Below are 14,784 nucleotides of genomic sequence, written 5' to 3' on the forward strand. Positions count from 1 at the left end.
GAGGAGACGGCGCTTATGATCGATCAAGAAGCGGAACAATTGGAGCAGGCGGCGGGGCGCCTGACGGAGCTTGCGCTGGAGCACGGGCTCGACTTCTTCCCGATGCGCTATCAGGTATGCCCGGCCGAGGTGCTGTATTCCATCGGAGCTTACGGCATGCCGACCCGGTTCGCGCATTGGAGCTTCGGCAAGGCGTATCAGCGGATGAAGACGGAATACGACCATGGCCTGAGCAAAATTTACGAGCTGGTGATTAACTCCGATCCCTGCTATGCGTTTCTGCTGGACAGCAATACGCTGCTTCAGAACAAGCTGATTGTGGCGCATGTGCTCGGGCACAGCGATTTCTTCAAGAATAACGCCATGTTCGCGGGTACAGACCGGCAGATGGTCGAACGCATGGCCGTATTCGCCGACCGCATCGAGCGGTTCAGCCATGAATACGGCTCGGACGAAGTCGAGAACTTTCTGGACGCAGGCATCGCCATTCAGGAGCACGTTGATCCATTCGTGCGGTTCGGCAGGTCCGAGGGCTTCCGCGAGGCGGACGGGGGAGTGAAGGATGTGATCGGCTATATCGCGGGGCACAGCCGGTATCTGGAGGAATGGCAGCGGGAAATCCTGTATATGCTCCGCGCCGAAATGCTCTATTTCTGGCCGCAAATGGAGACGAAGATTATGAATGAGGGCTGGGCCAGCTACTGGCATTTGAAGCTTGTCCGCGAGCTTGACCTCAGCGATTCGGAAATTGTCGAGTTTGCCAAAATGAACGCAGGCGTCATCCAGCCTTCCCCGGGACGGATCAATCCGTACTATCTGGGTCTCATGATGCTGCGGCATATTGAGAAGAAGGAGGGGCTTAAAGCGCTGTTCGAAATCCGGGAGACCGAATCGGACGTATCGTTCATCCGCAACTATTTGACAAAAGAGCTGGCGGAAGAGATGGATCTGTTCGTCTTCAAGCAAGAAGAGAAGGTATACAAGGTGACGGCCAAAGACGTTGCCGAAATCAAGGATAACCTGATCCGTTCGCGGACCAACGGCGGGTTCCCCTACTTGACGGTCAAGGACGACGACCTGCACGGCCGGGGCGAGCTGCTGCTTAACAACCGCTATGAAGGACTGGAGCTCGACCGGAAATACGTTGAACGCACCCTTCCGCTCGTTCACCGGCTGTGGGGCCGGAGCGTGCATTTGCGGACGATCGTGGACGGGCGGGAGAAGACGTACATGTACGACGGCAAGCAGTTGGCAGGATAAAAGCATACACCCCATTGCTCAAAAAACGCGCTTCAATTGAAGTGCGTTTTTTGACATTTACAGTCGCGCAAACAAAGTCACGATCTCGTCGATTACCAACTGTGGGTTCTCAAGATGCACGTAATGGCCCGTTGCCGGAGAGTCCACATGACGACTGTAATCAGATAGTGCCGCCAAGTCATCCTGCAACCCGGCCCAGATTTCCTCCATCTCGGGGCCGGTGCCGTGTTCCGTAGCCGAAATTACGGTCAGCGGCACATTTCGCAGACGATCCTTTTTTACGCGTGTGGGCAGCTTCTTGCAGACTTTTTGTTACCTCGGCGTAATTCCCTTCAGCCGTGAACTGCCCTATATACAGATCGAGCAGTTCTGGCGGCAACGATGCCAGAATAGCCTCTTCTTGATTCTCATGCGAGGAATCCACGAATACAACCCCGGCTACCTCATTCTCGCAGCGATCTGCAAAACCCGGACATTCAGCCCCCCGATGCTGTGGCCGACCAAAATATACGGTCCCGGGATATGTGCTTTACGCAGCAGCTTATGCAAATCCACGGTTGGATTTGCAGTCACCTGACCTTCAATGTTGGCGTAAAGACCAAAAGTTCGTACTTGCCGCTGCTGCCAACCTGACTGATCCTAAACGCATGGGAGTTTAACTAAAGTTATATCATTATTGAAATATGTAAACCGATCTCAATTTATATTGACTGTAATTCCCTTTTTTGATAATTTGATTACTGTAATATGTAGTACAATGTAAATAAGTAATTATATTGTAAATATATATAATAGGAGAAAACAGGAGATTGAGAATGAAAAAAAGAGGAGTTTTATTGGGGGCTTTATCTTTAGCATTGGCAACAGGCCTAGCAGTTCCATCGGTTTTTGCTGCAACAAATGAAAGGTCATCAAGTAAGTCTACTTATGGGGTTGGGGATGGCGGGCCTGTAATCACCCCTTCTCCTTTTGGTAACAACTGGTCTGGAAATACATCGGGATCTACTATAACCTCCTCTTCATTTTTCGTACCAACTGGCTATGGACATGTTAAGTTGTATTTCCTGAATAAAGGAGCAGGCACTGTTACAATATCCGTTAAACATGTTACTTCCGGCATGATATACTTTACAGAAAATGTTGCACCAGGTAAGTCTTTTACTTGGAGAAGCTATGTGAATTACCCGCAAGGCATGCGAGGCGGTGATTATATTGTTTCCTATCACTGCGGCACTGCTAATGTGAACGTTGATTACGCCGGATTTGCTTCTAACAATGTAGAAGAAACGAAGAGCTAAAATAAATGTCGCTTATAAAAAATGGGGCTGTCCAGAAAGTCAGTGAAACCTGACTTCTGGGTCGCCCCGTTTTTGTTGAGTGGTAAAATAAGCACATAAAACCGCCTTTTCTTGTTTTTGTTTTACATCATCCACCAGCGACTTACCGATACCCGTTGCTTCATCCCACATATGGAGCGCTTGGCGGCGTCTTCTTTGCCGATGCCGAAAACGGTGATTGCCGATGCTGGATATCGTAGTGAAGAGAACTACTTGTATGCGGTGGGTGAAAAGCGTGTTCGGTCACATCAAGGGCAATCGCTCGTTCCGTCGCTTCTCCTTGCGAGGGCTAGAGAGGTTCACACCGAGTTTGGAATTGTGGCTTTGGCCCACAATCTACTGAAGGTGGCTGCCATCTGCTTTACTGCTTTCCCGCAAAAGCGACCGAAATAAAAAGTTGGGCAGAACATGACGTTCTCCGCCCAACTTCTTATTTTGGGGACTTATTGGACAGCCCCTTAGAGCATTAACCATATGCACCAGAGTTCGGGAGGAGTCCGGACCAATTCGTAGACGGCATTCTGCCCTTATCCTCTTGTTTCCGTGACAATCAGACGGCGGAAGGCTCGCCCTTGAAGACCGGCAGACGCTCCTCCTCAATCTTGTAAATATCGTTCCAGATGCCGTCCGCCGAGGCGCTGGAATCATACAGCTGCTCATAGGTGAACCCGGCGCTGCGGAAAATATCGACGATCTTATACGCAACGTCCAGATGCCACTCCGGAAGCGGCGACCGGTGGCCCTCATATTCCGAGCCAAGGTTCGGAATCCAGGACCCGGCGTAGGCGATTACCCCCTGGGAGGCAAGATATTTCACGCCTTCCAGCGTAGATTTCTTGGTCTCCATGCCGCCGACAAAGTTGGAGCGGACCCGGCCATGCCCGAAGACGACCGCAGCCCGTTCCAGCGCCTTCACCCAATGCTCCCAGCCGCCGCAGTGAATCACCTTTCCGGGGCAGACGGAATTGAAAATATGTTTATCCCATATTTCGAGATTCATGGCAATTGTGCGGTAACCGGCGTCTTTGTAACGCTCAAGGATACCAAGGTCCAGCGGCGCGCCGATAACGGCCGTTCCATTGAAGTCCTGAAGCCCCGTATGCTCCTGGATCGCCTCCGCCACGTCGAAATAATAATCAATTTCCCGCCGCTCGGGGATAAAGCCTCCGCTGATTGTAATATGCTTCGCTCCCTCCTGGTAAGCGACGGCAGCCGTTTCGCCGATTTGGCGCGGGTATTTCCAGCTTACGCCATGCTCCTCCCCATACGTATCATGCGTATAGTTGATATTGCAATATTTGCAGTCATGCCCGGTTTCCTTCAGGAAGCACTCGTTGCTGTAGGAGACGAAGATCGCCCCCTCCCCGTTGTGGGTCGCAACCTGGTTCATGTTGGCGCCGTCCGATGTTTTCAGACTGTAATATTTCGGGCGTTTCTTCAGTGTTACCGGAAACAGCTCCTTGCGCTCATGGTACAGAATGAACTGGTTGCCCTCTCTGCGCAGCTTATAAGGAGAGCGGTCGTTCCAGCGGTAGCCGACGCGCAGTCCCCCGGGGGTATAGAAGCAGACCGGCAGAACAACGCCTGTATGATTATGCAGATTGTAATCGAACAGCGTCTGAATCTGTTCCTGATATTTGTCGCCCAGTCCTGCCCCTTCGAAAATGGCGGGGTCGGCGTTTATTCCCTCAACCTGACATGCATTCTTAATGGCAAGCTCCTCATGAAGCCGGTTTTTCAAATCGCTCATGGTATGCATCTCCTTTATTTTTTACTGGACATTTACTTTATCGGGAAAAGCTTCCTTCAATCCTTCCAGCGCCAGCTTGTCGTCAAGCTTGAAATCCTGCTCGATATAGCCGTTCGCAATGCTCCATTCCTTGATCTCCTTCAACTGGTCATAATCCTCCTGATTGAAACGAACATCAAACTCCCATTCATTCTTGATTTCCTGCAGAGCGTTATCCTTTGGAATCTTCAACTCTTTGAACGCCAGTTCGGCGGCCTCCTCCGGATGATCGGCAATATACCGGGACGCTTCGTCCAGCGCCTTGTTCAGCCCCTCCGAAATTTGAGGCTTATCCTTAATCAGAGAATCTTTAGCGACCAAGAATCCCTTCGTCCGGATGTTAATCGCGGATAAATCATTAAGCGCTTTGGAGCCCTCCACCTTCTCCGCCTTGTCGAAGAACGCGGTGCCGAACCAGGCGGCCTGGATATCGCCTCTGTCGTAAGCGGCCAGAATCTCCGCCGTGGATTGCAGCGGGACGAGAGAAACCGCCTTCGGGTCGATATGGAACGTCTCAAAATACTTGCCCCAAATGTATTCGTTCACCGTTCCCTTTTGCACGCCCAGCTTCTTGCCGATCAGGTCCTCCGGCTTGCTTACTCCGTCTCTGGCGTACAGCTTCGAGCTGGTCGCTTTCGGCGAGGAGAACAGGGACAGCACCTTCAGGTCCCCCTTGGAAAGCGCGCTCAGCGCCGCATAATCCATCGCTTCCCCGACGTCCACCCGGTCGGTCAGCACCGCATTTAATGTGTCAATACCAAAGGAGAATGTCGATATTTCGGCATCAATTCCGTTTTTCTCAAAGAATCCCTGCTCCTTGGCTACCCGAAATTGCAGCGAGAATATGGCCGAGTCTCCCCCGATGCGCACTTTCTCCAGCTTGGCGCCATCCGCCGCCTCGGGCTTCGCCTTGGCGTCTCCGCAGCCTGACAATGAAATCACGATTCCCATTAACAGAACTGCCGCAGCGACTGCTTTCCATACTTTGCTTAACTTCTTGTTCACTTGTCTTGTCCCCCCATGGCTCTTGTCGAATTTACTTTCCAAACCTTGTTTCTTTGGCAATTCCGTAACGCCCCAGCGTGGTCTTGCCCATCCAGCGCAGCAGCTGATCCCCGGCAAAGCCCATCAATCCCAGCAGCAGAAGGCCGACGAAGATCCAATCCGTCTTGGAGTAGAGCCTGGAGGTCCAGATCAGGTAGCCGACTCCTTCGTTGGCGGCAATCATCTCCGCTCCCACAATAGCCATGAACGAATTCCCCATAGCCAGTCGGACCCCGTTGAAAAAGGCGGGGACGACAGCCGGAATAATGACATGGATCAGTATCTGCCGCTCCGAGGCTCCCAGCGACCTTGCCGACCGGATTTTGTCATCCTCGACATTGACCACACCGGCCGCCGTGTTCAGAATGACGATGAACAGCGTTGCATACATAATCAGAATGACCTTCGACGGCTCCCCGATTCCAAACCACAGAATAAACAGGGTAATAAAGGCCAGCGCCGGAATGAACCGGAAGAAGTTCAGGTAAGGCTCAACCAGCTCCCGCAGCCATTTGAACCGGCCGATCAGGAGGCCCGCCGGAATGCCCAGCAGACTGCCCAGCAGCCACCCGAGCACCACCCGCTTAAAGCTGATAAGGACATAGGAGATCAGAGAGTTGTCCGTTAACAGCTCAACCGCACCTTTCAAGGTCTGGATGGGAGTGGGGAAATAGTCCGGATTCGAGTTCATCGCAACCAGCTGCCACACAATCAGGAACAGCAGCCAGGAAACCAGCCCCGCCTTCAAGCCTTTCCTAACAAAACGCATCGCGCTTGCCTCCTTTCAAAAAGCCTATAAATGAAAATACAGATCGTCCTGGAAGATGCTCTGCAGCTTTTTCTGCATCAGATTGAATTCCCGCGAGGTTAAATCACGGGGATATTCGAGGCGGTTGTCTATGATTTCAAATACGCGCGAGTCCGGACCAATGGACATAATACCGATGCGGCCGCCGAGCAGCACCGCCTCCTGGATATCATGCGTGACGAAAATGACCGTCTTCTTGGTCTCCGTCCATATCCGCACCAGTTCGTCCTGCATCACCCTGCGGGTGAACGCGTCGAGCGCCCCGAGAGGCTCATCCATCAGCAAAAGCTCCGGATCGTTCGCCAGCACTCTCGCGATCTGGACCCGCTGCTTCATCCCGCCCGATAGCTCCCGGGGAAACTTGCGCTCATGTCCCGTAAGTCCCGCCAGCTCGATATACCGGTCGGAGACGGCCTTGCGTTCCCCGCGGCTCACTCCCTGCATACGTAGGCCGAATTCGATGTTCTCCCGCACATTCAGCCAAGGGAACAGGGAGGCATCCGGATGCTGAAAGACCATAGCCCGTTCTTTGCCAGGCCGGTCAATGGGCTTCCCGTCCACGAGCAGCTCGCCTTCGGTCTGCTTCTCAAAGCCGGCGATCAGGTTAAGCAAGGTTGACTTGCCGCAGCCGCTGGGACCCAGAAGGATAAAGAACTCCCCCCTCTTGATGTTCAAATCGACATCTTTCAGCACCTGGTAGCGAACGGCCCCCTTGCCGCTGCCAGATACAAAAGACTTGCCGAGCTGCTTGATCGAAATAATCGACTGCGAGGCATTCTCTTCTGTGGAAGCGTCGGTTATCGCGTCCGTGGAGATCAATGGATAGCGGGACATTTGCATTGCTCCTCTCGTCAAAATGAAGATAAAGCCGCGAAGCAGACCTTATGTTAGACACAAAAGGCCGTTTCTTTCTCCCGGAAGGAAGAAAAATACGGCCTGCGGCTGTCCGCTCGACTTTATTTAAGGATACAGGAATAATTCCGAGTTACATGATAGGATTATATTGTTTTGGTTTTACGGCGTCAATATTCTGGTTTGTAAATCCCGAATATTTCTCTAAAATTGTTACAATTCTGTGTTCGGGCCGACGTCACGAAACCGGCAGGAGCTATCGTCATGCATGCACTCATTCGAAGGGATGAATATAAGGTGAACTATTGAGGTATGTACACTGGTTTGACTTAGGGCTTAAACTAAACCTAAAACTATCAATTTCAGGAAACGAGAGAATAGCGGAGCAACCCCCAAAAAAGAGGTGAACGAAGCATTGACCGACAGCAAACGATTGTCCGTTGTGATTATCACGCAGAACGAGGAAGAGAAGATCGAACAAGCGATTCTCTCCTGCCGCCCCTTTGCGGACGATATCGTCGTCGTCGATGGAGGCAGCACCGACGGAACGGTTCTCATTGCGGAGCGGCTCGGCTGCAGCGTCTACCACAATCCCTGGCCGGGGTACGCCAAGCAGCGCATATTCGGGGCCGATCAGGCGCCCAGCAACTGGATCTTTGTCATCGACTCGGATGAGGAAGTAAGCGAAGAGCTTCAGAAATCGCTGCTGGCCTGGAAAAAGGAGCCTGAGAATGAGGTGAAGGCCTATACGGTCTACCGGATCGGCGATTTTCTTGGCAGATGGATGCCTAAAGGGGAGCATCTCGTAAGATTGTACAAAAAAGACGAAGTTCGGATGAAGGACGTCCTCGTGCACGAAGGCCCGGATGTCGATCCGTCCGCTGTTCCTTGTCTGAGTGGCACACTCTGGCATCACGGCTACCGCAGCATTCAGGACCATGTGCAGCGGTTCAACAAGTACACGGATCTTGAAGCCCGGAAGGATTATGACCGGGGAAAAGCCTTCAGCCTGCTGAGACTTCTGCTTAGGCCGCCCGCCAAGCTGATCTACACCTTGTTCGTCCGCCGGATGATTACGAAAGGAATTGCCGGTTTCAGCGTCGCCTTTTTCTGGATGTATTATGAGTTCCTCAAGGAAATCAAGCTGTATGAGCTTCATGCCCGGGACAAGAAACGGGAGAAACCGGTCTATGCCATCGAAAGCGAGAAACACCCAGTTTAAAGGAGGGGTGACTTCCGTGCGTATTCTTCATATCGCCAATCATGTGAAGGAAACGGGTAATGGAATCGTCAACGTTATGGTCGACCTGGCTTGCGAGCAGGCTGCAAGAAATCATCAGGTGGGCATCATATCGGCAGGAGGACAGTATGAAGAGCTTATTGCCAGGTACAACATCCGGCATTACAATCTGGACCAGACAAGAAAGCCCGCTCAGCTGATGCGGGCTGTTTTTGATTTCAGACGGATTGTGGCGGACTTCTCACCCGATATCATTCATGCGCATATGATGACCGGCGCGCTGCTGGCCCGCTATTTGAAAGGCTTCCGTAAATATAAGATCGTGACCCATGTTCACAACGAGTTCCAAAAAAGCGCCGACTTCATGCGGGTGGGCGACCGGGTGATTGCCGTCAGCCAAGCCGTCTCAAGCGCCATGGCAGGCCGGGGTGTCCGGCAAGACAAGCTTCGCGTCATTCTGAACGGCACCATCGGAAGCCCGCGCAATTCCGGGTCCGGGCCTGTCCCCCTGCAAGGGCGGGCCATTGTCACGGTTGCCGGCATGTACGAACGCAAAGGGATCTCCGATCTCATCGACGCCTTCGACCTTCTTGCGGGCGACCATCCGCAGGCAAGGCTCTATATCGTAGGCGACGGGCCGGACCGGGCCAGGTTCGAGGAGCGGGCGGCCGCCTCGCCTTTTGCCGGCAGAATTACGTTCGCAGGCTTCCAGGCCGAGAGCCGCCGGTGGATGAAAGCCGCAGAGGTGTTCGTCCTGGCCTCCCATAAGGAGCCGTTTGGGCTTGTCCTGATTGAAGCCCGGGAATCAGGCTGCGCCATTGTCGCTACCGATGTAGACGGCATTCCTGAAGCGCTGGATCATGGAGAAGCGGGAATCCTCGTCCCGCCGGGGGACGTCAGGGCGCTCTCCACAGCCATCGGGGAGCTCCTCGCCAATGAAGCCAAGCGCCAGCATTACCGCGCCCGGGCCGGGACAGGACTGGACTATTACCGCGTGGGACGCGTGGCGGAAGAAATACTCCGGGTTTACGATGAGCTGCTGGGGGAAGCATCCGTGCTCGCAGGGGCTGCGGATAACAAGTAGAGTTTGGCGTCTCACTCCGCACTATGCTTCACACCGCCCTTTAAGTCAACAGGTTGACCATGAAATATTTGCGCGGTGAAGCGGTGCTCCAATCAAAACCGTCAAAGGCATCAACCCTAACTGCACACTGATGATTCTCCAGAAGCGCTCCCGCATGAACTATCCACTGCTTCTGACCAGACGCTTGCTCCCGGACTGAACGACGATATTGTCGGTCGTCGCATCCAGTATGCGTACCCAGTATCGCGCTGCTACTCATCGCCGTCGTTGGAATAGCTCCATTTCATAATCGGCGTCATTGTACTGATGATGGTCGGCGTGGATGCCGTGTCACTCGTTGGAAAGATGCGTCCCACCACAGGCAGACATTTTTTTACGATGAACGCACGTGAGAACTCTCTCCTTAGCCCAAATGAATCGGTCACCACCTGACGGATCGTAAATGTGTCGTTGGTCGTGAATTGTTTGGCAAAGTGATCCGACGCGCTAATCAAGCTCTCCGTATCTCCGCTGGGTTTCAGGTAATATTGATAGACCAGAGTGTCCCCCTTCGGCAGATCATCGTTGTATGCCGTCCTGGTAACTTGCAAGACATCGGTACGGTATATAGGCGTCTTGGTGGATATCTATTACTAAAGAGAAGCCCTGAACCGGAGGGTTATCCAAGATGAACGCCTTTTCGTTAGAAATCTCAGACCAGTTATTCTTCTTCGAAAAGGTCCGGTTCTGTACGGAATAGTGCAGGAATCGTTCCAGAGACTGGTTCGGCATCTGCAACTGTCTTGTATATTGCCCGTATTGCCCGTATTCTCCACACCTTTGGCAAGCAGACCATCCTTCATGAAAACCTCCAGCCGGTACTTCTCCTGCGTATCATTCTCCGGATCGTCGTAGGTCCACTTGATGAACGGATCTCCCTCTTGCTGCGCGTCGATAATGGAAGGATCTTCCCTTGTACCAACCAGGGTGGCTTGGGCCATGCATTAGGGTCGATCTTCCAGCATCCAATATAGAATCAATTAATATAAATGTTACAAATTATTAAATATTGTTACATTAAATGAAATAAAATAATATAAATCTATGTACATCCATCAAAAAAACCGTAATGTATATATATGGTTATTATATAAATTAACAACCATATTCTCTAAAAAAGGGGAGATTCTAATTTGATCCAAGTATAGCGACAAAAGAAAAAAATATTCTACGACAAGGAAGCGACTTTAATTGACCTAACTTTATCACTATTTAATGGGAGATGTTTCTGTGCAAAACCGGAAAAAACCGCTCTTTGGTGTTATTTGTTCTTTACTCATTTTTTCTGCTCCAGCATATGCCTCCGAAAAGATTCCTGATTCAAAAAAGGCTGAAAACCCTTATGTTACGCAATACTTTTTTGAAAAATTTGCTCATCCAAATAAGACAGACTTAGTTGATCCTGTAGTTGAAGATCAGATAGCTATCGACGCTCTTACGTCCTACTACAATGCCGATGTAAAAGTAGCAGGTATTCTAGCTTTATATGACAAGGACGCTAATCTGTTAAAAAAAGCAACCTCCTTAAATAAAGAGGATAAGATTCAAGTGATGCATATAATTAAGAAAGTGTATCCATCAGTTACCGATCTAGAAAACCAACAGGCCCTGAAAGGATTTCTAAAAAGATATGCTCAGAATATTAATGAAAAAGAGTCAGTAAATTTCTTGAAAGAAATCAACCCTAAAGAAAATCAAAATATTTCCATTAATGAAGTAAATAAAGCAGAGGGTGCAAATATAAGAGAAATTAAGTCCAAAGAAGTCTCAGAAGAAACTTTTAGCATCGCTTCTTCATATAATGGAACTGCCGCTGCTGATTGGGCGTATAATCACTATAATACTTATGATTCAGCTTTCCCTGCATTTAATGCTGGATATGGAAGTGATTGTACTAACTTTGTCTCACAGGCTTTGTGGCACGGCGGCAAGACAATGGCAGATAACTGGTATTCATACAAGAAAAACTCTACATACTTATCACCAGCTAGCGCAGCAGAGTTGGATTATAGTTGGACCTTGGCCGATCCTAGTCCTTGGATTAGCAAGGATGAATTCAATGACTATTGGAGACCTAAATCCACTGTCCATGGTTATAGTAAAGATTACTATGTATCGAATCATACTAGTATTTATAATTTGTCGATTTATAAAGGTGACGTCCTTGTGTTCCATAATGGTACTGCTGGTTTTGTTACTTGGCCAACACATGTTATGATTATCTCTGGTTACGATTCAACAAATAAAGATTTTCTTCTTGCTGGCCATTCGAATAACCGCCAAGCATATCCTTTATTGACTGCCATTAGTAATTATGCTTATATCGAGTTTTTTGAAATACCTTAATGTTAGAGGTGAAATGATGAAGAGTACTATAAATAGAAAGAAATATCTAATATTATTTTTAATACTCTTCGCTGTTCTTCAGTTTTCTACTGCCGTACAGAAAGGGGAGGCTATTCTTACCTCAAGGCTTTACTCAACTTTAAAGTATCATGATAGTCATCTTCAATATGATCGGATAGAATATGATTCTCATTTTGGTGAGTACTTAGTCTCTTATCACGATAAAAACGGAAAAGTTGTTAGTTTTATGATTACACCGAAATTTCTACCTTTTTTTATATCTTACGATCCGCTTGATACATCCAAATAAACTACAGAACGAAGAGGCTGTCCCTTTCGGGCAGCCTCTCTTCCGGGAATATCCTGATGAATAAGAGTAACATCTCCGGCAGCGGAGGACTCAGGCAGTAGCAAGCTTCTCCTGCGCATGCTTAAGCGAGATGTAATCGGTACTGAACGCAATCCCGCGCTCCTTAAGCTCCTCGCCGACCCCCATGCCGATCCGGCTGACCAGCACGGTGCTGCAATCGGATAAAAGGCCGATGATTTTGTTCAACTGCTCTTGGCTGTGTCTGCCCGTAAAGCCGTCGCTTCCGGTCTTGCGGACCTCCGCCAGAGTCCATTCTCCCTCTGCGGATACATCATAAATCATAAACTGCTCGCAGCTGCCGAAATGCTGGTCAATCCATTGCCCGTCGCTGCTGCCTATCGCAACCCTGCTTGCCATTTGCATCCCTCCTCCTACTGTAAGTGCCTGAATATTAACAACACTATACAGCCTGCCTGATAGAATACCAAGGCTGTTCAATGAACATTTGGAAACGGCGGGAGCTAAGCTAACATTTGAACAGGGCGGCGCGCCCCGACAATTGGCAAAATCGGCGGAAGATCAAAAAGAGCGCCCCGTCAAGGCACTCTCTCATGTCTTCATTCCTTGTTTACGACCCGGAGGACGCGCAGGCGCCGCCCTGATCCTCTTTATGACATCCCGTATTGTAGCCGGAGGGAACTTCGCACAGGCCAATTTCCTTCAGATATTCCGCATCGAAGCCCGCAAGCACCTGACCGCCGATATTCATGAGCGGCCGCTTGATCAGGATAGGATTGCTGCATAGCAGATCCAGCGTGTCCTCCCGGGACAGGGCCCCAGGAATCATCTGGCCTGATTTGACCGCAGGAGCATTCGGATTAAACCACTCTTTCAGCTCCAGGCTGGCAAGATAAGGCTCCAGCGTCTCGGGCGTCCATTCCGCGCTCAGCAGCGACCGTTCCTCCAGCGTATGGCCGTAGCTTTCCAGCAGCGCCTTTTGGCGGACAGCTCCCATACAACCGGGTTTGGTATAGAAAATGATATGCGCCATGCAAGTACCCCCTAAAGATAGATTTATTAAATCCATAATAAGGCAGCACTCTTAACCTGGCAATGAATCTCACAATCTAGACAATAATTGTTCTAAATAAGGCGGTGCTGGTACCATTTTTTGCCGAGGAACCGTTTGAGGAAAATCCCGCCCCGCACGGCCCATTCACAGTCCATCGCCAGCCAGACGCCGAGAATGCCCAAATCGAGAACAATGCTCAAAATATAGCCAAGCACGACGCGGAACAGCCACATGGACAGCATGGACACGACCGAGGTAAACTTGGAGTCGCCCGCCGCCCGAAGCCCCGAGGGGAGAATAAAGCTGATAGCCCACAGCGGAATTTGAACAAGCGTATTGATAAGCACAATCAGGAAAATATCGTCCACAATTTCAGCAGGGGGATGAAACAGCGATACGAGCGGCCTGAATAACGGCAAAATCAGCAAGCCCATGAGCGCAAAGGACAGCGACGACGCCACAATAAACGATTTGATGAATTTTCTCGCATCTTTAACATCACCCCGCCCCATGCATTGACCGACCACCGTAATAATGGTCAGAGCCAGCGCGTTCGCGGGAATTTGCATCACCCCGGCAAAAGCGGCGCCGATCGCATTGGTCGCTATCGCATAGGTGCCCAGGCTCACGATAAAGATTTGGGTCAGGATTTTGCCCCCGTTAAAGAACATTTGCTCCGCCGCAAACGGCAGGCCGATGAACATAATTTTCTTGAGCATGGACAAATTGAAGGACAGAATGTCGCGAAGCTTGATTTGCAGGCTGCTATCCAGCCGGAACAAATAGTACAGGGCGCACAGCGCCGCCAAATACCGGGCTATATTGATCGATATGCTCATGCCGAGAACGCCCATGTTCAGCAGGTTAATGAATACAAGATTCAAGAGAACGTACACCAGATTCATAATCAGCGACAGAACGAGCGAAGCCCGCGTACTGCCGATTCCCCGAAGGGCCCCGCACACCGCCTCCACAACCGCAATGCCCAGGAAGGAGATGCTGCTTCCGATCAAATAGGTTCTGCCGTTAGCCATAACATCCGGCGCCGCCGCCCCGAACAGGAGGTTAAGCAGAGGACCGTGCAACAGCACTCCGAATAACCCGACGCCAAGCGCCAGTAAAGAAACGGAGGATACAGCGCCCGCCGTCGCCTTGGAGACCATCGCATGGTTGCCGCTTCCCTTGTATTGGGCAACTACAACCGTTCCGCCCGTCGACACGGCGATAAACACGCTGATTAAGAAAATGTTAATGGAGTCGATCATATTCACGGCGCTAATCGCCGCCACTCCCGCTGAACTGATCATGGCCGTGTTCAAGAGATTAAGCCCCACCACAAAAGCCTGGTCGATCAGAATCGGAATAAACAGCGCGATCATCTGGCGGTAGTCCATGGACTGTCCGGAGAAATATTTTTCAAGGAACCCTCTATTCATGCTCGCATTAGGCTGGATCATATATCCTCACCTTTCTACCTTAAATTGGTCCCAAAAAAAAGAAAAACGCTCTTCATATTTGAAGAGCTGCTAAATGGCTTGGCCTGCATTATCATTTATTTATCTGAGTATGCGGTCGAGAGGACTCGAACCTCCACGGGGGGTTA

General features: G+C 50.5%; 15 protein-coding genes and 1 pseudogene. 6 read left to right on the forward strand and 10 right to left on the reverse strand.

Going from position 1 to position 14,784, the window contains the following annotated elements:
• Window positions 1-15: 15 nt before the first annotated feature.
• The gene (locus tag L692_RS0119935) at window positions 16-1,260 is read left to right on the forward strand and encodes a SpoVR family protein (RefSeq protein WP_025701809.1); all 1,245 of its coding nucleotides are present in this window, start codon (window positions 16-18) and stop codon (window positions 1,258-1,260) included.
• Window positions 1,261-1,317: 57 nt separating this feature from the next.
• Here the strand turns inward: L692_RS0119935 and L692_RS0119940 are convergent, their stop codons facing one another.
• A complete protein-coding gene (locus L692_RS0119940; protein ID WP_025701810.1) occupies window positions 1,318-1,518 on the reverse strand; it encodes a hypothetical protein in 201 nt (66 codons plus the stop codon).
• 557 nt (window positions 1,519-2,075) lie between these two features.
• On the opposite strand from L692_RS0119940, the gene L692_RS32020 reads away from it, so the two are divergent.
• Together L692_RS32020 and L692_RS34130 are read left to right on the forward strand one after the other, a co-directional pair.
• Window positions 2,076-2,558 carry a hypothetical protein gene (locus tag L692_RS32020; RefSeq protein WP_156940531.1) on the forward strand — a complete coding sequence of 161 codons (483 nt, stop codon included), beginning with the start codon at window positions 2,076-2,078 and terminating at the stop codon, window positions 2,556-2,558.
• A gap of 117 nt (window positions 2,559-2,675) precedes the next feature.
• Window positions 2,676-2,942: pseudogene (locus L692_RS34130) on the forward strand (transposase); the annotation flags it as partial.
• Between the two features lie 205 nt (window positions 2,943-3,147).
• Here L692_RS34130 and L692_RS0119950 read toward each other — a convergent pair.
• Genes L692_RS0119950 through L692_RS0119965 form a run of 4 tightly spaced genes read right to left on the reverse strand, consistent with a single transcriptional unit; the run spans window position 3,148 to window position 7,072 of the window.
• A complete protein-coding gene (locus tag L692_RS0119950) occupies window positions 3,148-4,347 on the reverse strand; it encodes a radical SAM protein (RefSeq protein ID WP_025701812.1) in 1,200 nt (399 codons plus the stop codon).
• Between the two features lie 21 nt (window positions 4,348-4,368).
• The gene (locus tag L692_RS0119955) at window positions 4,369-5,391 is read right to left on the reverse strand and encodes an ABC transporter substrate-binding protein (protein ID WP_025701813.1); all 1,023 of its coding nucleotides are present in this window, start codon (window positions 5,389-5,391) and stop codon (window positions 4,369-4,371) included.
• 31 nt (window positions 5,392-5,422) lie between these two features.
• Complete coding sequence (locus tag L692_RS0119960) at window positions 5,423-6,199, reverse strand: ABC transporter permease (protein ID WP_025701814.1); 777 nt, start codon at window positions 6,197-6,199, stop codon at window positions 5,423-5,425.
• 24 nt (window positions 6,200-6,223) lie between these two features.
• A complete protein-coding gene (locus L692_RS0119965) occupies window positions 6,224-7,072 on the reverse strand; it encodes an ABC transporter ATP-binding protein (protein WP_025701815.1) in 849 nt (282 codons plus the stop codon).
• Window positions 7,073-7,505: 433 nt separating this feature from the next.
• Between L692_RS0119965 and L692_RS0119970 the strand changes: the two genes are divergently transcribed.
• Together L692_RS0119970 and L692_RS0119975 are read left to right on the forward strand one after the other, a co-directional pair.
• Window positions 7,506-8,312: a glycosyltransferase family 2 protein gene (locus L692_RS0119970; protein ID WP_025701816.1), complete on the forward strand. Its 807-nt coding sequence runs from the start codon at window positions 7,506-7,508 to the stop codon at window positions 8,310-8,312.
• Window positions 8,313-8,328: 16 nt separating this feature from the next.
• A complete protein-coding gene (locus L692_RS0119975; protein ID WP_025701817.1) occupies window positions 8,329-9,414 on the forward strand; it encodes a glycosyltransferase family 4 protein in 1,086 nt (361 codons plus the stop codon).
• A gap of 251 nt (window positions 9,415-9,665) precedes the next feature.
• Here L692_RS0119975 and L692_RS0119980 read toward each other — a convergent pair whose 3' ends face one another.
• The gene (locus tag L692_RS0119980) at window positions 9,666-10,004 is read right to left on the reverse strand and encodes a hypothetical protein (protein WP_156940532.1); all 339 of its coding nucleotides are present in this window, start codon (window positions 10,002-10,004) and stop codon (window positions 9,666-9,668) included.
• 42 nt (window positions 10,005-10,046) lie between these two features.
• Window positions 10,047-10,394 (reverse strand): hypothetical protein, encoded by a 348-nt coding sequence (locus tag L692_RS0119985; RefSeq protein WP_025701819.1) that lies wholly within the window; start codon window positions 10,392-10,394, stop codon window positions 10,047-10,049.
• A gap of 289 nt (window positions 10,395-10,683) precedes the next feature.
• On the opposite strand from L692_RS0119985, the gene L692_RS0119990 reads away from it, so the two are divergent.
• Window positions 10,684-11,799, forward strand: a complete 1,116-nt coding sequence (locus L692_RS0119990; RefSeq protein WP_025701820.1) for an amidase domain-containing protein — start codon at window positions 10,684-10,686, stop codon at window positions 11,797-11,799.
• Between the two features lie 400 nt (window positions 11,800-12,199).
• Here L692_RS0119990 and L692_RS0120000 read toward each other — a convergent pair whose 3' ends face one another.
• The 3 genes from L692_RS0120000 to L692_RS0120010 form a co-directional block, all read right to left on the reverse strand.
• A complete protein-coding gene (locus L692_RS0120000) occupies window positions 12,200-12,526 on the reverse strand; it encodes a NifB/NifX family molybdenum-iron cluster-binding protein (protein WP_025701822.1) in 327 nt (108 codons plus the stop codon).
• 211 nt (window positions 12,527-12,737) lie between these two features.
• Window positions 12,738-13,160, reverse strand: coding sequence for an ArsC/Spx/MgsR family protein (locus tag L692_RS0120005; RefSeq protein ID WP_025701823.1), 423 nt, complete (start codon window positions 13,158-13,160; stop codon window positions 12,738-12,740).
• A gap of 92 nt (window positions 13,161-13,252) precedes the next feature.
• Window positions 13,253-14,638, reverse strand: coding sequence for an MATE family efflux transporter (locus L692_RS0120010; protein ID WP_025701824.1), 1,386 nt, complete (start codon window positions 14,636-14,638; stop codon window positions 13,253-13,255).
• Window positions 14,639-14,784 lie beyond the last annotated feature (146 nt).

Source organism: Paenibacillus forsythiae T98, from assembly GCF_000520735.1.
In the GTDB taxonomy this organism is placed as follows: Bacteria; Bacillota; Bacilli; order Paenibacillales; family Paenibacillaceae; genus Paenibacillus_AQ; species Paenibacillus_AQ forsythiae.